This is a genomic window from Sphingopyxis sp. (assembly GCF_035944815.1).
GTDB lineage: Bacteria > Pseudomonadota > Alphaproteobacteria > Sphingomonadales > Sphingomonadaceae > Sphingopyxis.
In genome coordinates, this window is the sequence record NZ_DASZAU010000002.1 from 594950 (window position 1) to 614442 (window position 19493).

Here is a 19493-nt window from a genome sequence, read left to right on the forward strand (position 1 = left end):
GCGGGCGGTGCCGGGGCAGGCGCCGCCCTCGCCTGTCAGTTCGCGGGTTTGGTTTCGTCGATCTTGTCGACCCATTCGGGAAAGAAGCTCGGCTCGCGCGCCGACCAGCCGGGGGCGGTCGCCGCGGCTTCGCTGATCGACTGGAGCAGGATCTTGCGCTTGTCGGGGTGGAGGTGCGGCAGCGATGCCGCGGCGCAGAAGGCGCCGGGCAGCCAAGGCCGCGCATGGGCACCGAGCAATCGTTCGTAGAGGAAGCGATAGGGCGCGAACGCGTGCAGCCGGTCCTGCCCAAGGTCGAAGGCCGACACGGCGATCAGCGGCGCCATGAAATGTTCGAGCGCGTCGAGACCGCTGTCATCGGGGATATGCTCGCGGATATCGTGCAGGCGCTGATAGACGCGCGCCTGAACGCGGATCGCGGTTTCCTCGACCATATCGCGCGACCAGCGCGCGATCGCGTCGTCGCGTTCGAGCCCGATATCGAGCGAGCGGCGGATGTACCGCTGCGTCGCGGCCGGGAAGCCCGCGAATTCCTTGATTTCCGAGATAGACAGGTCGCCTGCGGCCGGTCCTGAACGCGTCGCCATGGTCATGCTCCCGCACGGCGCCCGGGGAGCCATCCCCCCGGAGGCCTGCATCAAACAGTCTGCCACCAAAATGGTTAGTGGCGGGTTAACCATGACGTCGGCGATTGTTCAGCAAGCTGTGGGGCGTTGCGCGGCGCCGCGACGGAGCCTAATCAGCGTGTCTTGAAACTGTAAGACACATGAGAGCCACCATGTCGCATTCACCGCAGCCGGTCATTTCCGCAACCGGCCTCTTTACCCCCGCCGAACGCATCTCCAACGAAGAACTTGTTGCCAGTTTTAACGCGTATGTTGCGCTGCACAATAGGGAAAATGCAGCGGCGATCGCGGCGGGCGAAATCGCCGAACTGACTGACTCCAGTGTCGAATTTATCGAAAAGGCAAGCGGGATCGGGTCGCGCTTCGTCGTCGACAAGGCAGGCATTCTCGACCCCGAGCATATGGCGCCACGCATTGCCGATCGCGGCAATGACGAAATCTCGATCCTCGCAGAGATCGGCGTTGCGGCGGCAAGGGATGCGCTTGCGCGCGCCGGACGCGATGCGTCGCAGGTCGACGCCGTGCTCTGCGCCGCGTCGAACATGCAGCGCCCCTACCCCGCGATGGCGGTCGAGATCCAGGACGCGCTCGGCATCGACGGCTTCGGGTTCGACATGAATGTCGCCTGCTCGTCGGCGACCTTCGGCATCCAGACCGCCGCCGACTATATCCGCGCGGGGCATGCGAAGAGCGTGCTCGTCGTGAACCCCGAAATCTGTTCGGGGCATTTGAACTGGCGCGACCGCGACAGCCACTTCATCTTCGGCGACGTGGCGACCGCGATCCTCGTCGAGGACAAGGATATCGCGCCAGCGGGGCATTGGGACATCCTCGGCACCAAGCTCAAGACCCAGTTCAGCAACAATATCCGCAACAATTTCGGCTTCCTCAACCGCGGCCATGGCGGGATCGACCAGTCGGGACCGAAGAGCGACAAGCTGTTCGTGCAGGAGGGCCGCAAGGTCTTCAAGGAAGTCGTGCCGTGGGTCGCGAACCTGATCGTCGAGCAGATGGAGCAACTGAAGCTGGAAGGCAGCGACATGCGCCGCCTCTGGCTGCATCAGGCGAACACCAACATGAACCGCCTGATCGCGCAGCGCGTGCTGGGGCATGAGGCGAGCGAGGACGAGAGCCCGACGGTGCTCGACACCTATGGCAACACGTCGAGCGCAGGGTCGATCATCGCCTTCCACCTGAATCATGAGGATATGGTGGCGGGCGACACCGGGCTGATCTGTTCGTTCGGCGCGGGTTATTCGGCGGGAACGGTGTTCGTCCGCAAGACGTAGCCGTCGCCCCCGCGAAGGCGGGGGCCGCTGTGGGCGTAGCGCAAGGTGGCTAGCGGCCCCGCCTTCGCGGGGACGACGGCTACGGTACGAAGGTCGTGAACAGGTAGATCGCGAACAGCATCAGGTGGATCACGCCCTGCAAGACCGTCGTCCGCCCGTTCGCCAGCGTCTGCGACGCGACGATCAGCGACAGGAACAGCAGCACCGCCGATTTGGCGTCGAGCCCGAGGCTGATGGGCATATCGGTCATGATCGACAGGATCGCGACCGCCGGGATCGTGAGCCCGATCGTCGCGAGCGCTGAGCCCAATGCAAGGTTGAGGCTGGTCTGGAGACGGTCGGCCTTCGCGGCGCGCACCGCCGCAAGACCTTCGGGCGCGAGGATGAGCGCGGCGATGAGCACGCCGAGCACCGCAGGCGGCGCGCCCCAGTCCGCAAGCAGCGCGCCCATCACGGGCGAGAGATTCTTGGCGAGCAGCACGACCGCGAACAGGCTGGCGAGCAGCAGCGCGCCCGAGATGGCGGTGCGCTGGATGCTCGGCGGCGCGGCATGCGCGTCGGGCTCGTCATGCGCCTCGCCCTCGGGAAGGAAATAGTCGCGGTGGCGGACGGTCTGGACAAGCGCAAAAGTGCCATAGAGGATCAGCGACACGACCGCGACGAAACCCAATTGGGTCGAGGAATAGAAGGGCCCCGGCACGCTCGACGTGAAATTGGGGAGGACGAGCGTGACGACGGTCAAAACCGTGAGCGTCGCGAGTGCCGCGCCGATGCCGGTGCGCTGGAAGCGCTGCTCGTGGTGGCGGATCGCCCCGCTGAGCAGGCAGAGGCCCATCAGGAGGTTCAGGATCACCATCACGGCGGCGAACACCGTATCGCGCGCCAGCGTCTGCGCCTTTTCGGGTTCGGCCTGCATCAGCGTCAGGATCAGCCCGACCTCGATCACCGTCACCGCGAGCGCGAGGATCAGCGTGCCGAAGGGCTCGCCGACGCGGTGCGCGATGACCTCGGCATGGTGAACCGCCGCGACAACCGCGCCCATCAGGATGACCGTGACCACCCAGGGATTGAGCGGCATGGCAAGGCTCGCCATCGCGGCGACAAAGCCGAGGATGGGAAAAAGGTCGTTGGTGCGGTCGGCGAGACGGAGTTTGGAGGTCATCGGACGTCTATTGCAGCCGGGTCCGCGTCTGACCACCCCCTCGTCGCTTGCACGACGGATCGCGATGGAAATCGACGGGTCGAGCGTCGGCCTGCGCGAGCATCGTGAAGCCGTTGGCCCTCGCGATATCGGTGACCGTGTAGCGCGCCTCGGGCGCAAAGCGGCGGAGCGTCAGATTAGGAATCCAGCGCGAAGATGCGCTGCTCGTCGTGCGAAAAGCGGGGCGTTCGGGATGGAATTCGACCGTTATTGCCACCTCAGGAACGATGGTCAGGCCAATCTTCTCCCGGCTGATGCCATAAGCGATCGGTCCTTCGCCGCCGGGCAACAGCTGGAGGCTGTCGGACTCAAGGCGGAGCCCCAAACCCTGCTGCGACCAATAGCATCCAACGAGCGATGTCGTGTCGAACGTCTCGGCCGGTCTCTGCGCGTCGTTGAAAATGATCCAGCCGAACAGCAAGATCACCCCCAGAACCAGAAGCGATTGCATGAGCCCCTCACGCTCGATCATCGCATCCAGCTCGGCGTTCGACATTATCCCGCCCCGCGCACCGGCAATCCCGCGGCAGAAAGCCGCGCATGGGCTTCGGTGATCGTCGCTTCGCCGAAGTGGAAGATGCTCGCGGCGAGGACCGCGCTCGCGCCGCCTTCGATCACGCCCGCGACGAGATGGTCGAGATTGCCGACGCCGCCCGAGGCGACGACCGGGACGCTGACCGCATCGGCGATCGCACGGGTGAGCACGAGGTCGTAACCGTCCTTCGTGCCATCGCGGTCCATCGAGGTCACCAGCAGTTCGCCCGCGCCGAGTTCGGCAAGCCGGACGGCATGCTCGAGCGCGTCGATCCCCGTCGGTTTGCGCCCGCCGTGGGTGAAGATTTCCCACCGCCCCTCTTCGACACGCCGCGCATCGATGCTGCCCACCGCACACTGGCTGCCGAAACGGTCGGCGATATCGGCGACCAACTCAGGACGCGCGACCGCGGCGCTGTTGACCGCGACCTTGTCGGCGCCCGCGAGCAGCAGCGCGCGCGCATCGTCGGCGCTGCGCACGCCGCCGCCAACGGTGAGCGGCATGAAGCAGACTTCGGCGGTACGGCCGACCATGTCGAGCAAGGTCCCGCGGCCTTGATGGCTTGCCGAAATGTCCAGAAAGCAAAGCTCGTCCGCGCCCGCGGCATCATAGGCGCGCGCCGCCTCGACGGGATCGCCCGCGTCGCGGAGATCGACGAAATTGACCCCCTTCACGACGCGCCCGTCGGCAACGTCGAGGCAGGGGATGACGCGGACGCGGACGGTCACGCCGCCCCCGCCGCGATGGCCTCGGCAAGGTCGAGCCGGCCGTCGTAGAGCGCGCGGCCGGTGATCACGCCCTCGATACCGGTCGCAACATGCGGGCGGAGCGCATGGATGTCATTGATGTCAGCGACACCGCCGCTGGCGATCACCGGGATGGCGACCGCACGCGCGAGCGCGACGGTCGCCTCGACGTTGCAGCCCTTGAGCAGCCCGTCGCGGCCGACGTCGGTGAAGAGCAAGGCCGCAACACCTGCGTCCTCGAAGCGGCGGGCGAGATCCTCGACGCGCACGTCGGAGACGTCGGCCCAGCCCTCGGTCGCAACCATGCCGTCCCGCGCGTCGACGCCGACGACGATCCGGCCCGGGAGATCCCGCGCGGCCGACTTCACGAATTCGGGATCCTTCAGAGCCGCGGTGCCGATGATCACGCGCTCGACCCCGAGCGCGAGCCAGCGATCCACACCCGCGCGATCACGGATACCGCCGCCGACCTGCACCTTGCCCGGAAAGGCGGCGATGATGCTCTCGACTGCCGCACCATTGACGCTCGCGCCCGCAAAGGCGCCGTCGAGATCGACGACATGGAGGTGCGAGGCGCCCGCATCGGCGAAGAGGCGCGCCTGCGCCGCCGGATCGTCGCCATAGACCGTCGCGCGCGCCATATCGCCCTCGGCGAGCCGCACCACCTGCCCGCCCTTGAGGTCGATCGCGGGGAAGATGGTCAGGCCAGAATCTACGGACGCCATGCGAGGAATCTTTCCAAGGTTGCGAGGCCGTAAGCCTGGCTCTTTTCGGGGTGGTACTGGACGCCGACGATATTGTCCTTCGCCACCGCGGCGGTGAAGGTCGCGCCGTGGCTACTGGTAGCCGCAACATCGACCGCTTCAGCGAAATGATAGCCGTGCAGATAATAGGCCTCGCCCGCCGCGATCACCGGGTGGGCGAAGGTCGGCACGACGTCGTTCCAGCCCATGTGCGGGATGCGCAGCCCCGGCGCCGGATCGAATGCGCGCACCGTGCCCGCAATCCAGCCGAGCCCCTCGTGACGGCCATGCTCCTCGCCCGCATCCGCAAGCAATTGCATGCCGACGCAGATGCCGAGGAAGGGCGCGCCCTCGCCGCGCACGCGATGCTCCATCGCGCCCACCAGCCCGTCGATCGCAGACAGCCCGTTCATGCAGGCGGCGAACGCCCCGACTCCGGGCAGCACGATCCGATCGGCCTTGGCGACGACATCGGGATCGGCGGTGACGGCGACATTGTCCGCGCCCGCCGCGACGAGCGCGTTGTGCACCGAGCGAAGATTGCCCGCGCCATAGTCGATCAGGGCAATAGCGCTCATAAGCTGGTCCTAGAGGACCCCCTTGGTCGAGGGGATCGCATCGCCCTTGCGCGGGTCGATTTCGACCGCCTGCCGCAGCGCGCGCGCCAATGCCTTATACATGCTTTCGGCGATGTGATGGTTGTTCTCGCCGTACAGCATCTCGATGTGCAGCGTGATGCCCGCGGTCTGCGCAAAGCTGTGGAACCAGTGCGGGAACATCTCGGTGTCCATCTCGCCCAGCCGCGGCTGCGAGAAGGAGGATTTATAGACGCAGTGCGGGCGGCCCGAGATATCGAGCACGCAGCGCGTCAGCGTCTCGTCCATCGGCGCGTGCGCCTCGCCATAGCGCGCGATGCCGCGCTTGTCGCCGAGCGCCTTCGCCACCGCTTCGCCGAGTGCGAGCGCGCTGTCCTCGACCGTGTGATGCTGGTCGATATGAAGGTCACCCTTCACGTTCATGCTGATGTCGATCAGCGAGTGGCGCGACAATTGCTCGACCATATGGTCGAGGAAACCGATGCCGGTGGACACCGAATAATCGCCCGTCCCGTCAAGATTGACGGTGATCGCGATATCCGTTTCCTTGGTCGTGCGCTGGACGGTGGCGGTTCGCATGGGATGCCCCATAGCAGCGACTTTTCGCGTTGCAAGGCCGCTCTCCCCCCTTGACCCGCACGCGGCGCGCGTTCATCCCCTCGCCCCATGAGTGACGATGTACGCGACAGCCTGATTCCCTACGACGAAATCGTGCAGGACGCGCTGCGCGCCGTGGTCGGACGCGTGCTGAGCCAGATCGAAGGCTATGACAGCCTGCCCGGCGAACATCATTTCTATATCACCTTCAAGACGCAGGCCGCCGGGGTCGATATTCCCGCGCATCTGATCGCCAAATTTCCCGACGAAATGACGATCGTGCTGCAGAACCGCTTCTGGGACCTGAAGGTTGAGGAAGATCATTTCAGCGTCGGCCTGTCGTTCAACCAGACGCCGTCGATGCTGACGATCCCCTATGCCGCGATCACCGCCTTCGTCGATCCGTCGGTCGATTTCGGCCTGCAATTCCAGGTCAGCGACGACGAGGCGGCGCAACCCGAACCGCATGACGAAGCCGACAACGACCGGCCCGAGGTTACAACCGAGGATGGCTCGAATGTCGTGACGGTGGATTTCGGCAAGAAGAGATAAGGCCGTGGCGCCGCCATGGCCTCCCAGCCGTTTCTGGCAATATTGGGCCCTCGCGGGAATGCTCGTCCTGACCGGCGCCTTCTGGTGGGGTGTCGAAGGCTATGCGCTTTTCCAGGGCAACCCCGCGCGCGGACAGGTCGCCGACGGTCTGCTGCGCTTCAGCCTGCTCATACTCACGCCCGCGCTGGTCCTGCTCTGGCTCATCGCCGGATGGCTGCGTCGCCGCATCGGCGAGACGGGATATTGGCAGTTGCTCGGCCTCGTCGCGATGATCTGGGCCGGGGCGATTTTGGTAACGAGGATGCTGGTGGCATGAGCACGCGAATGGAAAGCGACAGTATCGGCGAAATCGAAGTCGCCGCGGACGCTTATTGGGGCGCGCAGACCGAGCGCAGCCGCCACAATTTCGCTTTCCCGGCGCACGAACGCATGCCGATGCCGATCGTCCACGCGCTCGCGCGGATCAAGGGCGCCGCCGCGCGGGTCAACCGCGCGCACGGGCTCGAAGCGGGGCTCGCCGACGCGATCGCCGCGGCCGCCGACGCCGTCGTCGCGGGCGGCTATGACGACCAGTTCCCGCTCGCGATCTGGCAGACGGGCAGCGGCACCCAGTCGAACATGAACGCGAACGAGGTGATCGCCGGGATCGCCAACGAGAAACTCGCGGGCACGCGCGGCGGCAAGTCGCCCGTCCACCCCAACGACCATGTCAACATGGGCCAGTCGTCGAACGACAGCTTCCCGACCGCCCTCCATGTCGCGGTCGCGGTCGAGACGACGGCGCGGCTGCTGCCGGCGCTCATCGAACTGACCGACGCGCTCGCCGCCAAGGCCGCGGCGTGGGGCGATATCGTCAAGATCGGCCGCACCCATTTGCAGGATGCGACCCCGCTGACGCTGGGGCAGGAATTTTCGGGCTATGTCGCGCAGCTCGCCGCCTGCCGCGCGCGGATCGAGCATGCGCTGACGCATGATATCTGCAAGCTCGCACAGGGCGGGACCGCGGTCGGCACCGGGCTCAACGCACCCGCCGGTTTCGACGCCGCGATGGCCGCCGAACTGTCGAAGGCCACCGGCATCGCGTTCGAGCCCGCACGCAACAAGTTCGAGGCGCTGGCATCGAACGACGGGCTGGTCTTCTTCTCGGGCACACTCAATACGCTCGCCGTCGCGCTCACCAAGATCGCGAACGATATCCGCCTCCTGGGATCGGGGCCGCGCGCGGGGCTCGGCGAGCTCGACCTGCCTGCGAACGAACCGGGCAGCTCGATCATGCCGGGCAAGGTCAACCCGACGCAGTGCGAGATGCTGACGATGGTCGCAGCACAGGTCATCGGTAATCATCAGGCGGCGACCGTCGGGGGCTTGCAAGGCCATCTCGAACTCAATGTGTTCAAGCCGCTGATCGGGTCGAATGTGCTGCGCTCGATCGAACTGCTGGCTATCGGCATGGCGGGCTTTACCGAGCATTGCGTCGCCGGGATCGAACCCAATCGCGCGCGGATCGACGAGTTGATGAACCGCTCGCTGATGCTGGTGACGGCGCTCGCGCCCGAAATCGGCTATGACAAGGCCGCGAAGATCGCCAAACATGCGCATGAGACAGGCAGCACGCTGAAGGAAGCTGCGCTCGACCTTGGCTATGTCGATGCCGCGACCTTCGACCGGGTGGTCGATCCGCGCACGATGCTGGGGCCCGATAACTGAAGGAACCCGCGGGGCCTTCCGCGAATTGAAGAGGGGAAGGAGAGATGAAGATGATCGGTCGGATCGTAGGCGGCGTCCTTGGCAGCACCATCGGACGCCAGAAGGGCAATCATCCCGTCGCGGGTGCGGTGATCGGCGCGGGCACGCTGTTCGCCGCGCGGCGCCTGTTCCCGCAGCGTTATGCGGTGCTCGCGGCGACGGTTGCGGGCGCCTATCTCACCAAGAAATGGGCCGAGCGCGCCGAAGCGCGCAAGGCCGCGGCCGAGGCGCATGCGCTCGATCCCGAACTCGCGAATGCCGGCGTGGTCGACACCTATGCCGGGACCGCCGGATTGCCGACCGACGGGCAGACGATCGGCGACGCCCTGCCCCCCGCGATCCCGCTCGACGCCGACGGCAAGCGGCCGGCGATCCACTGAATTCCTCGTCGCATGACGAAGACAGCCGGCCACGACGCCTATATCGCCGCGGCACCCGAGCCGTTTCGCGCAGTGCTGGCGAACTTGCGCGCGCAACTGGCGCGGGCGCTGCCCGAGGCCCAAGAGGTCATGAAATATGACATGCCCGGGTTCGAGATCGCCGGCAGGACGATCGCCGGCTATGCCGCCTTCGCCAAGCAATGCGGCCTTTATGTCGATCCGGGCGCGATCACCGCGCACGCCGACGAGATTGCCGCGTCGAAACTGAAGGCGACCAAGACCGGCGTCACCTTTTCCGCGAACCGGCCGATCCCCGATGAACTGATCGAGAAGCTGGCGCTGGCTTCGCGCAGCGCTTTGGCGCTCTAGCCGCCCGCCTGCCACTCTTTGATCGCCTCGACCGGTGAGACCAGCATTAGCACGTTGAGCGTCAGATTGTCGCGGATCGTCCAGAGCGTGAACAGCTCGAAGACGAGCGCGAGCAGGGTCGTTACCCACCAGCGCATCCGGCTCGCCGCGATAAAGCCCAGTATCATGAACAGCGTATCGCTGACCGAGTTGAGCACCGAATCGCCCGAATAGCCGAACGCCATCGTCACCTCGCGATAACGGTCGATGATGATCGGCGAATTTTCGAGAATTTCCCATGCGCCCTCGACCCCGATCGCAATCGCGAGCGGCACCCAGAGCGGGCGGTCGGGCATGATCCAGCGCAGCACGCCATAGAAGATGAAGCCGTGGATGACGTGGCTGAAACTGTACCAGTCCGAAATCTGCTGGCTGTTCTGGTTCGACTGGACGGTGCCATGCCACAGGCTGATCGTCCCGCACGGGCAGATCGGTGGGCGGCCCATGCCGATCAATATGGCGGCGAGCAAGGCCACGAGCGCCGCCGCAACCAGCCATCCCGTCCGTGAAATTCCCGCCATCCGCGCCCCCTTGACCGCTGCCGCTCGTCAGGCGAATAGCGCGCATGGCTGATAGCGTCCATCTGAACCGCCGCGGCGTGTTGTTCGTCCTCTCCTCGCCCTCGGGCGCCGGCAAGACCACCATCTCGCGCATGATGCTCGAGGCCGACAAGGATATCGCGCTCTCGATCTCCGCAACGACGCGTCCGCCGCGCCCCGGCGAGGTCGACGGGGTCCATTATCATTTCGTCGATACCGAGACGTTCAAGAAAATGGCCGCCGACGGCGAATTCCTCGAATGGGCGCATGTTTTCGGCCATCGCTACGGCACCCCGCGTGCGCCGGTCGAGGAACTGCTCGCCGCGGGCAAGGACGTCCTGTTCGACATCGACTGGCAGGGCGCGCAGCAGCTTTATCAGGAGGCCGGCCCCGACGTCGTGCGCGTCTTCGTGCTGCCGCCGACCATGGAGGAGCTCGAACGCCGCCTGCGCAGCCGCAACACCGACAGCGACGAGGTGATCGCCGCGCGCATGGAACGCGCCGCGAACGAGATCAGTCACTGGGACGGGTACGACTATGTGCTGATCAACGACAATGTCGACGGCTGTTTCGACGAGGTGCGCGCGATCCTGCGCGCCGAACGGCTGAAGCGCCGCCGCCAGATCGGCCTGATCGGCTTCGCGCGCGACCTGATCCGGTCGGTGCCCGATGCGGACAAGAAGCTTTAGGCCGGCCTCGCCAGCTTCGCTTCGAGTTCCACGACCATCTCCGCACGAAGCGGCTTCGCTTCGCCGTCGGTGCGGCATACCACCACCGTGTCGCAGGTCGCGATCGCGCGGCCGTTCTGGAACATCGCCTGCACGATCGTCCAGCTCGAGGTGCCGAGCCGGCCGATGCCGGTCGCGATCTGCACCGGATCGGGGAAATTGCCTTCGGCGAGATAGTTGATCTCGACCGCCGCGACCATCGTGCGCTCGTTCGCCGGGCGTTCCTCCCACGGGCGGATCTCGCGGTTGAGCAGGACGCGGCCGCTTTCGAACAGCGCCGCAAAGGCCACATTGTTGAGGTGGCCGTTGATGTCCATATCCTGGAAGCGCGTCTGCAAATCGATGCAGACAGGGTAGCTGGCGGCGTCGAGCCGCCAGCTTTCCGGTTTTGGCATATCAGCGCGGACCCATGCGGATGCCGCCGTCGAGGCGCACGTCCTCGCCGTTGAAATAGCCATTCTCGATCATCGCGAGCGCGAGCGCGGCATATTCGGGCGGATTGCCGAGACGCTTCGGGTTGAGCACCGAGGCGCCGAGCGCGTCGCGGACATTCTGCGGCGCGCCGGCGAGCAGCGGGGTGTCGAAGATGCCGGGCAGGATCGTGTTGACGCGGATATTCTCGCTCGCAAGGTCGCGCGCGATGGGGAGCGTCATACCGACGACGCCGCCCTTCGATGCCGAATAGGCAGCCTGACCGATCTGGCCGTCCTCGGCCGCCACGCTCGCGGTGTTGACGATCGCGCCGCGCTCGCCGTCTTCCATCGGGTCGAGCGTCAGCATGCCCGCGGCCGACTTGGCGATGCAGCGGAAGGTGCCGACGAGGTTGATCTGGATGATCCAGTTGAACGCGTCGAGCGGGAAATGCTTGATGCTGCCGTCTTCCTTCGAGCGGCTGGCGGTCTTGATCGCATTGCCGGTGCCCGCGCAGTTCACGAGGATGCGCTCCTGCCCGATCGCGGCGCGCGACTTTTCGAAGGCGGCGTCGACCGAGGCGTCGTCGGTGACGTTGCATTCGCAGAACACGCCGCCGAGTTCGGCCGCAAGCGCGGTGCCCTTTTCTTCCTGCAGGTCGAAGATCGCGACCTTGACGCCCTTCGAGGCGAGCAGACGCGCGGTCGCAGCGCCAAGGCCCGAGGCGCCGCCGGTGACGACGGCGGATACGGTGGAATCGAGTTTCATCTATTTAGTCCTTTCCTAACCCGCTCGCCCTGAGCTTGTCGAAGGGCCGTTCCTTCTTTCAAGAGAAGAACGGGGCTTCGACAGGCTCAGCCCGAACGGAAAAAATTGATCGATTTCTTAGAGGCGCTCGACGATCGTGACGTTCGCCTGGCCGCCGCCTTCACACATCGTCTGGAGGCCGTATTTCCCGCCGGTCGCGTCGAGCACGCCGAGCAAGGTCGCCATCAGCTTGGTGCCGCTGGCACCGAGCGGGTGGCCGAGCGCGATCGCGCCGCCATGCTGGTTGAGGCGGGCGTGGTCGGCGCCCAGATACTGCAGCCAGGCGAGCGGCACCGGCGCGAACGCCTCGTTGACTTCATAAGCGTCGATGTCGCCGATCTTCATGCCCGCCCTTTTGAGCGCGCGTTCGGTCGCGAACAGCGGTTCTTCGAGCATGATCACCGGGTCGCCTGCGGTCACCGAAATATGATGGATGCGCGCACGCGGGGTGAGGCCATGATCCTTCAGCGCCTGTTCGGACACGACGAGCGCCGCCGACGCGCCGTCGCAGATCTGCGAACTGGTCGCCGCGGTGATCGAGCCGCCTTCCTGCAGGATCTTGACGCCCGCGATGCCTTCGAGCGTCGCGTCGAAGCGGATGCCCTCGTCGACGAGGTGCGTCTGGCGGCCTTCGGGGGTGTCGATTTCGAGCCCGACGATTTCGCGCTTGAAATGGCCGGCCTCGGTCGCGGCCTTGCCGCGGCGGTGGCTTTCGAGCGCATAGGCGTCGAGGTCGTCCTTGGTGAGGCCGTATTTCTTGACGATCATTTCGGCGCCCATGAACTGGCTGAACATGATGCCGGGATATTTTTCCTCGAGCCGCTCCGACTTATAATGGCCGAGACCTTCCTTCATGAACAGCGTCGCGACGCTGCCCATCGGCACGCGCGTCATGCTTTCGATGCCGCTGGCGAGGACGATGTCCTGCGTTCCCGACATCACCGCCTGCGCGGCGAACTGGATCGCCTGCTGCGACGATCCGCACTGGCGGTCGATGGTGACCGCGGGGATCGAGTCGGGGAGTTTCGAGGCGAGCACGGCGTTGCGGCCGACGTCCATCGTCTGCTGCCCGCCCTGGCTGACGCAACCCGTGATGACGTCGTCGATCGCCTTGGTATCGAAATCGTTGCGGTCGGCGATCGCGTCGAACACCGCGGCGCCGAGATCGACAGGGTGTACGCCCGCGAGGCGGCCGCCGCGCTTGCCGCCTGCGGTGCGGACGGCGTCGACGATATAAGCAGTAGCCATGGGAGAATTCCTTTCCTGCGATTTCAAGCGATCAGAGCTTGCGCCCGATCAGTTCCTTCATGATTTCGTTCGTACCGCCGAAGATGCGCGTCACACGCGCCGCGCGCCACGCGCGGGCGATCGGATATTCGTTCATGTAACCCGAACCGCCGAACAGCTGGAGGCACTTGTCCATGACTTCCCACTGGAGGTCGGTGTGCCACAGCTTCGCCGCGGCGCCCTCCTCTGGGGTCAGCTCCTTCTTCATGTGGCGCGCGAGCGCCCAGTCAAGGTGCGCCCAGCCCACCTGCAGCTTGGCCTTCAGATCGGCGAGCACGAAGCGGCTGTTCTGGAAATCGAGGATCGGCTTGCCGAACGCCTTGCGCTCGCGCGTATATTCGACGGTGTCGTCGAACGCACGCTGCGCCGATGCCTGCGCGCTGACCGCGATCGACAGGCGTTCCTGCGGCAGTTCGCTCATCAGGTAGATGAAGCCCTGCCCTTCCTCGCCAAGGCAGTTGGTGATCGGCACACGCACGTCGTTGAAGAACAGCTCCGACGTGTCGGCTTCGTCCTGCCCGATCTTGTCGAGGTTGCGCCCGCGCTGGAAGCCCTCGCGATCGGCCTCGACGAGCACGATCGACACGCCCTTCCACGCCGGCTCGACCTCGGTATCGGTCTTGACGCAGACGAGGATCAGATCGGCGTTCTGGCCATTGGTGATGAAGGTTTTCGACCCGTTGATGACATAGTGATTGCCATCCTTCTTCGCGGTCGTGCGCATGCCCTGAAGGTCGGAGCCGGTACCCGGCTCGGTCATCGCGATCGCGGTGATCGTCTCGCCCGACACCATCCGCGGCAGCCAGTGCTTCTTCTGCTCCTCGCTGCCATATTTGACGATGTAGCTGGTGACGATGTCCGACTGGAGCGAGAAGCCCGTCGTGGCGCGGCCGTAATAGGCGCTTTCCTCGTCGACGATCGCATTATAGCCGAAGTCGAGGCCGAGCCCGCCATATTCCTCGGGAACCGTCGGGCACAGCATGCCGAGTTCGCCCGCCTTCGGCCAGATCGACTTGGGAACGATCTTGTCCTCGGCCCATTGTGCGGCGTTTGGCGCGACTTCCTTTTCGAGGAACTGGCGCACCGTCGCGCGGAACGCCTCATGATCCTCGGTGTAGGCGGAGCGCGAGAGACTATCGAGCGACATGGTCTTTCCTTTCCCTTGGCAGCCGAACGCAAGCGGGGAGTCGGCCGCATCTTTCCGGGCCAAGAGACCTTACGTTTACGTCCACGTCAAGTAGAAAGACGCTACGGCGGAAACTCTTTGCGCTTCGTCCTTTTCCTCTTCGTCACCCTGGGCTTGATCCGGGGTCCATTCATGCATCGTTGGAATAATGGATCCCGGATCAAGTCCGGGGTGACGATGGTCGGCGGAGAAACGGGAGGAATAGGTTTGCAGCCGCTGGGCAGCCCCGCCGCGCCACGCTATGACCGCCGCATGGTCCAATTGCTCCTCGACGCCCGTGCCCTGCTCGGCGAATCGCCCGTCTGGAACGCCGCCGAAGCGCGGCTCTATTGGGTCGACATCGAAGGCCGCAAAATCCATCGCACCGATCCGGCGACCGGCGCCGACGAGACGATGGAGCTTGCCGAACAGGTCGGCTGCATCGCACCGCGCGCCGGCGGCGGGCTCGTCGCCGCGCTCGAAAACGGCTGCGCGCTGATCGATGGCTGGGGCGCCGTGCCGCGCGCCTTCGGCCCCGCGGTGCTCGCGGCCAAGCCCGAACAGCGTTTCAACGACGGCCGCGTCGACGCCGCGGGCCGGCTGTGGGTCGGCAGCCTGACGAGCGACAAGGCGAACCCTGCCGCGACGCTCTATCGGCTCGATCCCGACGGCTCGCTCACCGAAATCTTCGGCAGGATCACCACCAGCAACGGCGCGGCGTTCAGCCCCGACGGGCGCATTTTCTATCACGCCGACACGCCGACCCACGCGATCCGCGCCTATGATGCCGACCCGGTGGCCGGCACGCTGGGCGAAGGCCGCATCTTCCACCAGTTCGATCATGGCAACGGACGCCCCGACGGCGCGGCGGTCGACGCCGAGGGCTGTTACTGGTCGGCGCTGTGGGACGGGTGGCGCGTCGTGCGCTTCTCGCCCGCGGGCGAATTGCTCCGGACGGTCGACATGCCGGTGCAGCGCCCGACGATGATCGCATTCGGCGGACCCGATCTCCGGACCGCCTTCGTCACCAGCGCGGGCAAGAATCTGACCGACGAGGAGCGCAAGGCGCAGCCGCATGCTGGCGGCATCTTCAGCTTCCGCGTCGACACGCCTGGCCTGATCCAGCCGGAATTTGGCGCCTAGGCGGCTTGCACCCTGCTGTCACATAAGGTTAAGACGCCCCCCGACATGGTTTCGTCCGAAACCTTATCCTCCGGGGAGATTAACCGATGTCGCGCACCGCGCACCCTTTCGCCCGTCCTTTGTCGATCCTGCTTGCATCCACCGCGATGATGGTGGGTTATAGCCAGATGACCATCGCAACCGCCGCCGAACCGACCGCCGCCGCAACCGCTTCCGGGCCGGCCGCCACCACCCCCGCGGGCGAAAACCCGATGCTCGCGCCGTGGACCGGCCCCTATGAAGGGGTGCCGCCGTGGGACAAGATGGACCCCGAGCTGTTCCCCGATGCCTTCACCAAGGGCATGGCCGAAGTGAAGGCCGAGGTGCAGGCGGTCATCGACAACCCCGAAGCGCCGACCTTCGAGAATACGCATGTCCCGATGCAGCTGGCCGGCGAGACGATGGAGCGCGTCTACGCGCTGTGGGGCGTGCAGACGTCGAACAAGTCGAACGACCGCGTCGAGGATATCGATGCCGAATGGAGCCCCAAGCTCTCCACCTTCTACACCGAGCTGTTCCTCGAGCCGAAGCTCTTCGCGCGCTACAAGGCGGTGTACGACAAGCGCAATTCGAGCGGGCTCAACGCGCAGCAGATCCGCATCGTCGAACGCAGCTATGACGAGATGGTGCGCGACGGCGCAAACCTGTCGCCGGCGAACAAGGCGAAGCTGGTCGAACTCAATGCCAAGCTCGAAGGGCTCTTCTCGGCCTTTTCGTCGAAACTGCTCGGCGACGAGAAGCTCTACACCTTCGTGACCGACAAGGCCGAACTCGCGGGTCTCGAACCCGGTTTCGTCGCATCGCTCGCCTCGGCCGCCGAAGCCAACGGCAAGCCGGGCCAGTGGGCGATCAAGAACACCCGCTCGTCGGCGCAGCCGGTGTTGCAGAACGCGACCAACCGCGCGCTGCGCGAAAAGATCTGGAAGGCCTTTGTCGGCCGCGGCGACAATGGCGATGCGAACGACACCAATGCGACGATCGCCGAAATATTGAAGCTCCGCCAGCAGCGCGCCGAACTGCTCGGTTTCGCGACGCACGCCAATTATCGCATGGCCGACACGATGGCGAAGACGCCCGAAAATGCCATGGGCCTGATGATGAAGGTCTGGCCCGCGGCGGTCGCGCGCGTGAAGGAAGAGGTCGCCGACATGCAGGCGATCGCCGATCAGGAAGCGAAAGCCGGCAACGGCCCGAAAATCACGATCGAACCGTGGGACTATCGCTTCTACGCCGAGAAAGTCCGCAAGGCGAAATACGACCTCGATGAAAGCGAGGTGAAACCCTATCTTCAGCTCGACAAGCTGGTCGAGGGCATGTTCTGGTCGGCGGGTCAGCTCTACGACCTCGGCTTCCGCGAAAATACCGGCACCGTGCCCGTCTTCGATCCCAAGGTTCGCACGTTCGAGGTCTATAACCTCAAGACGAACGAAAATGTCGGCCTGCTCTATCTCGACAATTTCGCGCGCGACGGGAAACGGTCGGGCGCGTGGATGACGACCTATCGCAGCCAGCAGACGCTGGGCGGCGAACGCAATGTCCTCGCGTCGAACAACAACAACTTCACCGAGGCCGCAAAGGGCGAACCGACGCTCGTCAGCCTCGACGATGCGACGACCCTGTTCCACGAGTTCGGCCACGGCATCCATTATCTGCTGCAGCACATCACTTACCCGGCCCTTGGCGGCGTTCCGCGCGATTTCGTCGAATATCCGAGCCAGGTGAACGAGAATTGGCTGATGACCCCCGAGGTGCTGTCGAAATATGCGACGCACTACAAGACGGGCGCGCCGATCCCGCAGGCGCTGGTCGACAAGATCCTCGCGTCGAACAAGTTCAACCAGGGGTTCGAGACGGTCGAGTACCTCTCGAGCGCGATCGTCGACATGAAGATCCACGACCGCAAGGTGCCGGTGACCGACGTCGACAAGTTCGAACGCGAAACGCTCGCCGAGATGGGCATGCCGAAGGAAATCGTCATGCGCCACCGCCTGCCGCAATTCGGTCACCTGTTCAGTTCGGACGCCTATTCGGCGGGCTATTACAGCTACCTCTGGTCGGAAACGATGGACGCCGACACCTGGGCGGCCTTTACCGAAGCCGGCGGCCCGTGGGACCGCAGCATCGCCGACAAGTTCCGCACGATCCTGCTCATGACCGGCAACGAGACCGACCGCGCCGAGGCCTATCGCGCCTTCCGCGGCCGCGATCCCGACGTGAAGGCGCTGCTCGAGAAGCGCGGTTTTCCGACCGAGTGAACGAACGAAACCGGGGAGGCAAAGGGGGCGATTTCGCCCCCTTTGTTTTGGGCGCCCGGCGAGAGCGGGTTCCGAGCGGTTTCGACCGGCTGCGGACGTTTCGGTTCTTATAACTTCGTCATTCCCGCAAAAGCGGGAACCCAGTGTGGAGTCAGCTTACGCATGCTCTGGGTCCCCGCTTTCGCGGGGATGACGAATATTGGGAGTGGCAGCTTCCCACCCCGAAACCGACACCCGTTCCCACCCGCAAAATCCCGATTGACCAGCGGCCATTTCGATATAAATATGATATCATCATTATATCGAATGATTCGGAGGGAAATATGGTCGAAGCAGGGACAAGGGCGCTTAACCGCAGTCGCGAGACGCGCGCCAATACGCAGAGCGGCTATCTGATGCTGCTGATCTGGCTGATATTGCTGGGCGTCGCGATCTGGGCGGCGACGAGCAATATCGGCAGCGAGGGGATCGACTGGAACTGGAAGTGGGCGGTCGTCGCCGCGAGCGCGGTAATCGGGACGATCATCCTCTGCGGCTTTTACATGATCAACCCGAACGAAGCGGCGGCGGTCCAGCTGTTCGGCGCCTATCGGGGCACCGATCGCGAGGAAGGGCTCCGCTGGGTCCTGCCCTGGCTGTCGCGCAAGAAGATCGCGGTCCGCGCGAACAACGTGATTTCGGACAAGATCAAGGTCAACGACCTGCGCGGCAATCCGATCGAAATGGCGGCGCAGGTCGTGTGGCGCGTCACCGACACCGCGCAGGCGCTGTTCGACGTCGACGATTACAAGGAATTCGTGATGGCGCAGATCGAGGCCGCAGTGCGATCGATCGGCTCGCGCTACCCCTATGACGATATCGAGCATCAGGAAGTCACGCTGCGCGGCAATCATGACGAGGTCGGCGAGGAACTGCGCAAGGCGCTGATCGAGCGGCTGGAAGTTGCCGGTATCACCGTCGACGAATGCGGGCTGACGCACCTTGCCTATGCCCCCGAGATCGCCGGCGCGATGCTCCGCCGGCAGCAAGCCGAAGCGGTGATCGCCGCGCGGAAGAAGCTGGTCGAAGGCGCGGTGACGATGGTCGAAATGGCGCTCCAGCATCTGTCCGAGAAAAATGTCGTCGACCTCGACGACGAGCGCAAGGCGGCGATGGTGTCGAACCTGATGGTGGTCCTCTGCGGCGAACGCGACACGCAGCCCGTCGTCAACACCGGCTCGCTCTACTGAGACCGGACGATGGCTGCGACGACCAAAAAGGCCTTTGCCCTCCGTCTCGATCCCGCGCTTTATGCGGCGATCGAGCGGATGGCGGCCGCCGAGTTGCGCAGCGCCAATGCCGAGATCGAGATATTGCTGCGCGAGGCGCTGGCGCGCCGCGGCGTCGACGTGAAACGGTCCGAGGCGCCGAAGCGCGGACGGCCGCCCAAGGAGGAGAGCGGATCATGATGCACCTGTTCATGCGCAAGGGCCCGTGGTTCCGCGCCAAAAGTCGCGGCTATGGCACCGGCTTGCCGATAGTTTGGGAAGGCTGGTTCTTCCTCGCGCTGCATATTGCAATGATCACCGGGCTGGCCGTGGTGCTGCATGATCGGCCGGCGATGATGACGATCGCGGTCGTGCTCGCGGGGCTCGCCCCGATGCCGATTTACCGCACCAAGACCGAAGGCGGATGGCGCTGGCGATAGGGTCGCGCGACAT

At 65.0% G+C, this 19493-nt stretch carries 24 protein-coding genes; 12 read left to right on the plus strand and 12 right to left on the minus strand.

Going from position 1 to position 19493, the window contains the following annotated elements; all coding sequences use genetic code 11:
• Positions 1-35: 35 nt before the first annotated feature.
• Complete coding sequence (locus tag VGU00_RS03880; protein WP_327465668.1) at positions 36-587, minus strand: hypothetical protein; 552 nt, start codon at positions 585-587, stop codon at positions 36-38.
• 191 nt (positions 588-778) lie between these two features.
• Here VGU00_RS03880 and VGU00_RS03885 point away from each other — a divergent pair, with 191 nt between their 5' ends.
• Complete coding sequence (locus tag VGU00_RS03885; RefSeq protein ID WP_327465671.1) at positions 779-1915, plus strand: beta-ketoacyl-ACP synthase III; 1137 nt, start codon at positions 779-781, stop codon at positions 1913-1915.
• A 79-nt stretch (positions 1916-1994) separates the two neighbouring features.
• On the opposite strand, the gene VGU00_RS03890 is transcribed toward VGU00_RS03885, so the two are convergent.
• From VGU00_RS03890 to hisB, 6 genes are read right to left on the minus strand one after another with little or no spacing between them, the layout of a single operon-like run.
• Complete coding sequence (locus tag VGU00_RS03890) at positions 1995-3077, minus strand: ionic transporter y4hA (protein WP_327465673.1); 1083 nt, start codon at positions 3075-3077, stop codon at positions 1995-1997.
• Positions 3078-3084: 7 nt separating this feature from the next.
• A complete protein-coding gene (locus tag VGU00_RS03895; RefSeq protein WP_327465675.1) occupies positions 3085-3612 on the minus strand; it encodes a hypothetical protein in 528 nt (175 codons plus the stop codon).
• Positions 3612-4379, minus strand: a complete 768-nt coding sequence (hisF, locus tag VGU00_RS03900) for an imidazole glycerol phosphate synthase subunit HisF (protein WP_327465677.1) — start codon at positions 4377-4379, stop codon at positions 3612-3614. The genes VGU00_RS03895 and hisF overlap by 1 nt, the downstream gene beginning before the upstream one ends.
• Entirely contained in the window at positions 4376-5122 is a 747-nt protein-coding gene (hisA, locus tag VGU00_RS03905; RefSeq protein WP_327465679.1) for a 1-(5-phosphoribosyl)-5-[(5-phosphoribosylamino)methylideneamino]imidazole-4-carboxamide isomerase, read from the minus strand. The genes hisF and hisA overlap by 4 nt, the downstream gene beginning before the upstream one ends.
• Positions 5110-5718, minus strand: a complete 609-nt coding sequence (gene hisH, locus VGU00_RS03910) for an imidazole glycerol phosphate synthase subunit HisH (RefSeq protein WP_327465681.1) — start codon at positions 5716-5718, stop codon at positions 5110-5112. The genes hisA and hisH overlap by 13 nt, the downstream gene beginning before the upstream one ends.
• Positions 5719-5727: 9 nt before the next feature.
• Positions 5728-6315 carry an imidazoleglycerol-phosphate dehydratase HisB gene (gene hisB / locus VGU00_RS03915; protein WP_327465683.1) on the minus strand — a complete coding sequence of 196 codons (588 nt, stop codon included), beginning with the start codon at positions 6313-6315 and terminating at the stop codon, positions 5728-5730.
• 87 nt (positions 6316-6402) lie between these two features.
• On the opposite strand from hisB, the gene VGU00_RS03920 reads away from it, so the two are divergent.
• The 5 genes from VGU00_RS03920 to VGU00_RS03940 are packed head-to-tail and all read left to right on the plus strand — an operon-like array spanning position 6403 to position 9380.
• Complete coding sequence (locus VGU00_RS03920; protein ID WP_327465685.1) at positions 6403-6885, plus strand: SspB family protein; 483 nt, start codon at positions 6403-6405, stop codon at positions 6883-6885.
• A gap of 4 nt (positions 6886-6889) precedes the next feature.
• On the plus strand, positions 6890-7201 hold the full coding sequence (locus VGU00_RS03925) for a hypothetical protein (RefSeq protein WP_327465687.1): 312 nt from the start codon (positions 6890-6892) through the stop codon (positions 7199-7201).
• Positions 7198-8592, plus strand: coding sequence for a class II fumarate hydratase (fumC, locus tag VGU00_RS03930; RefSeq protein WP_327465689.1), 1395 nt, complete (start codon positions 7198-7200; stop codon positions 8590-8592). The genes VGU00_RS03925 and fumC overlap by 4 nt, the downstream gene beginning before the upstream one ends.
• Positions 8593-8636: 44 nt before the next feature.
• Positions 8637-9011: a hypothetical protein gene (locus VGU00_RS03935; RefSeq protein WP_327465691.1), complete on the plus strand. Its 375-nt coding sequence runs from the start codon at positions 8637-8639 to the stop codon at positions 9009-9011.
• A 12-nt stretch (positions 9012-9023) separates the two neighbouring features.
• Positions 9024-9380: a DUF1801 domain-containing protein gene (locus VGU00_RS03940; protein ID WP_327465693.1), complete on the plus strand. Its 357-nt coding sequence runs from the start codon at positions 9024-9026 to the stop codon at positions 9378-9380.
• Here VGU00_RS03940 and VGU00_RS03945 read toward each other — a convergent pair.
• The gene (locus VGU00_RS03945; protein WP_327465695.1) at positions 9377-9940 is read right to left on the minus strand and encodes a DUF2585 domain-containing protein; all 564 of its coding nucleotides are present in this window, start codon (positions 9938-9940) and stop codon (positions 9377-9379) included. The genes VGU00_RS03940 and VGU00_RS03945 overlap by 4 nt on opposite strands.
• Positions 9941-9984: 44 nt before the next feature.
• On the opposite strand from VGU00_RS03945, the gene gmk reads away from it, so the two are divergent.
• Positions 9985-10647, plus strand: coding sequence for a guanylate kinase (gene gmk / locus VGU00_RS03950; protein WP_327465697.1), 663 nt, complete (start codon positions 9985-9987; stop codon positions 10645-10647).
• Here the strand turns inward: gmk and VGU00_RS03955 are convergent.
• The 4 genes from VGU00_RS03955 to VGU00_RS03970 all read right to left on the minus strand — a co-directional run bounded on the left by VGU00_RS03955 (position 10644) and on the right by VGU00_RS03970 (position 14338).
• A complete protein-coding gene (locus VGU00_RS03955) occupies positions 10644-11081 on the minus strand; it encodes an acyl-CoA thioesterase (RefSeq protein ID WP_327465699.1) in 438 nt (145 codons plus the stop codon). The two genes, gmk and VGU00_RS03955, sit on opposite strands and share 4 nt — an antisense overlap.
• Before the next feature lies 1 nt (position 11082).
• Positions 11083-11865 (minus strand): SDR family NAD(P)-dependent oxidoreductase, encoded by a 783-nt coding sequence (locus tag VGU00_RS03960; protein WP_327465701.1) that lies wholly within the window; start codon positions 11863-11865, stop codon positions 11083-11085.
• A 117-nt stretch (positions 11866-11982) separates the two neighbouring features.
• Positions 11983-13152 (minus strand): acetyl-CoA C-acetyltransferase, encoded by a 1170-nt coding sequence (locus tag VGU00_RS03965; protein ID WP_327465703.1) that lies wholly within the window; start codon positions 13150-13152, stop codon positions 11983-11985.
• A gap of 31 nt (positions 13153-13183) precedes the next feature.
• Entirely contained in the window at positions 13184-14338 is a 1155-nt protein-coding gene (locus tag VGU00_RS03970; protein WP_037556264.1) for an acyl-CoA dehydrogenase family protein, read from the minus strand.
• A 291-nt stretch (positions 14339-14629) separates the two neighbouring features.
• Here VGU00_RS03970 and VGU00_RS03975 point away from each other — a divergent pair, with 291 nt between their 5' ends.
• From VGU00_RS03975 to VGU00_RS03995, 5 genes are all read left to right on the plus strand, one after another.
• Positions 14630-15499: an SMP-30/gluconolactonase/LRE family protein gene (locus VGU00_RS03975; RefSeq protein ID WP_327465706.1), complete on the plus strand. Its 870-nt coding sequence runs from the start codon at positions 14630-14632 to the stop codon at positions 15497-15499.
• Between the two features lie 167 nt (positions 15500-15666).
• Complete coding sequence (locus VGU00_RS03980; protein WP_327465708.1) at positions 15667-17793, plus strand: M3 family metallopeptidase; 2127 nt, start codon at positions 15667-15669, stop codon at positions 17791-17793.
• A gap of 323 nt (positions 17794-18116) precedes the next feature.
• Positions 18117-19022 (plus strand): SPFH domain-containing protein, encoded by a 906-nt coding sequence (locus VGU00_RS03985; protein ID WP_327465710.1) that lies wholly within the window; start codon positions 18117-18119, stop codon positions 19020-19022.
• Between the two features lie 9 nt (positions 19023-19031).
• Positions 19032-19241 carry a toxin-antitoxin system HicB family antitoxin gene (locus VGU00_RS03990; RefSeq protein ID WP_327465712.1) on the plus strand — a complete coding sequence of 70 codons (210 nt, stop codon included), beginning with the start codon at positions 19032-19034 and terminating at the stop codon, positions 19239-19241.
• The gene (locus VGU00_RS03995) at positions 19238-19480 is read left to right on the plus strand and encodes a hypothetical protein (protein ID WP_327465714.1); all 243 of its coding nucleotides are present in this window, start codon (positions 19238-19240) and stop codon (positions 19478-19480) included. Before VGU00_RS03990 ends, VGU00_RS03995 begins: the two co-directional genes overlap by 4 nt.
• Positions 19481-19493: the final 13 nt, after the last annotated feature.

What these genes read in the sequence shown, in the direction of transcription:
- VGU00_RS03940 (WP_327465693.1), top strand. Translation starts at nt 9,024, where the DNA reads ATGACGAAGACAGCCGGCCACGACGCCTATATCGCCGCGGCACCCGAG.
- gmk (WP_327465697.1), top strand. Translation starts at nt 9,985, where the DNA reads ATGGCTGATAGCGTCCATCTGAACCGCCGCGGCGTGTTGTTCGTCCTC.
- VGU00_RS03885 (WP_327465671.1), top strand. Translation starts at nt 779, where the DNA reads ATGTCGCATTCACCGCAGCCGGTCATTTCCGCAACCGGCCTCTTTACC.
- VGU00_RS03995 (WP_327465714.1), top strand. Translation starts at nt 19,238, where the DNA reads ATGATGCACCTGTTCATGCGCAAGGGCCCGTGGTTCCGCGCCAAAAGT.
- VGU00_RS03920 (WP_327465685.1), top strand. Translation starts at nt 6,403, where the DNA reads ATGAGTGACGATGTACGCGACAGCCTGATTCCCTACGACGAAATCGTG.
- VGU00_RS03970 (WP_037556264.1), bottom strand. Translation starts at nt 14,338, where the DNA reads ATGTCGCTCGATAGTCTCTCGCGCTCCGCCTACACCGAGGATCATGAG.
- VGU00_RS03935 (WP_327465691.1), top strand. Translation starts at nt 8,637, where the DNA reads ATGAAGATGATCGGTCGGATCGTAGGCGGCGTCCTTGGCAGCACCATC.
- VGU00_RS03975 (WP_327465706.1), top strand. Translation starts at nt 14,630, where the DNA reads ATGGTCCAATTGCTCCTCGACGCCCGTGCCCTGCTCGGCGAATCGCCC.
- VGU00_RS03980 (WP_327465708.1), top strand. Translation starts at nt 15,667, where the DNA reads ATGACCATCGCAACCGCCGCCGAACCGACCGCCGCCGCAACCGCTTCC.
- VGU00_RS03960 (WP_327465701.1), bottom strand. Translation starts at nt 11,865, where the DNA reads ATGAAACTCGATTCCACCGTATCCGCCGTCGTCACCGGCGGCGCCTCG.
- VGU00_RS03880 (WP_327465668.1), bottom strand. Translation starts at nt 587, where the DNA reads ATGGCGACGCGTTCAGGACCGGCCGCAGGCGACCTGTCTATCTCGGAA.
- hisA (WP_327465679.1), bottom strand. Translation starts at nt 5,122, where the DNA reads ATGGCGTCCGTAGATTCTGGCCTGACCATCTTCCCCGCGATCGACCTC.
- VGU00_RS03945 (WP_327465695.1), bottom strand. Translation starts at nt 9,940, where the DNA reads ATGGCGGGAATTTCACGGACGGGATGGCTGGTTGCGGCGGCGCTCGTG.
- VGU00_RS03990 (WP_327465712.1), top strand. Translation starts at nt 19,032, where the DNA reads ATGGCTGCGACGACCAAAAAGGCCTTTGCCCTCCGTCTCGATCCCGCG.
- hisH (WP_327465681.1), bottom strand. Translation starts at nt 5,718, where the DNA reads ATGAGCGCTATTGCCCTGATCGACTATGGCGCGGGCAATCTTCGCTCG.
- VGU00_RS03895 (WP_327465675.1), bottom strand. Translation starts at nt 3,612, where the DNA reads ATGTCGAACGCCGAGCTGGATGCGATGATCGAGCGTGAGGGGCTCATG.
- VGU00_RS03965 (WP_327465703.1), bottom strand. Translation starts at nt 13,152, where the DNA reads ATGGCTACTGCTTATATCGTCGACGCCGTCCGCACCGCAGGCGGCAAG.
- hisB (WP_327465683.1), bottom strand. Translation starts at nt 6,315, where the DNA reads ATGCGAACCGCCACCGTCCAGCGCACGACCAAGGAAACGGATATCGCG.
- fumC (WP_327465689.1), top strand. Translation starts at nt 7,198, where the DNA reads ATGAGCACGCGAATGGAAAGCGACAGTATCGGCGAAATCGAAGTCGCC.
- VGU00_RS03985 (WP_327465710.1), top strand. Translation starts at nt 18,117, where the DNA reads ATGGTCGAAGCAGGGACAAGGGCGCTTAACCGCAGTCGCGAGACGCGC.
- VGU00_RS03890 (WP_327465673.1), bottom strand. Translation starts at nt 3,077, where the DNA reads ATGACCTCCAAACTCCGTCTCGCCGACCGCACCAACGACCTTTTTCCC.
- VGU00_RS03955 (WP_327465699.1), bottom strand. Translation starts at nt 11,081, where the DNA reads ATGCCAAAACCGGAAAGCTGGCGGCTCGACGCCGCCAGCTACCCTGTC.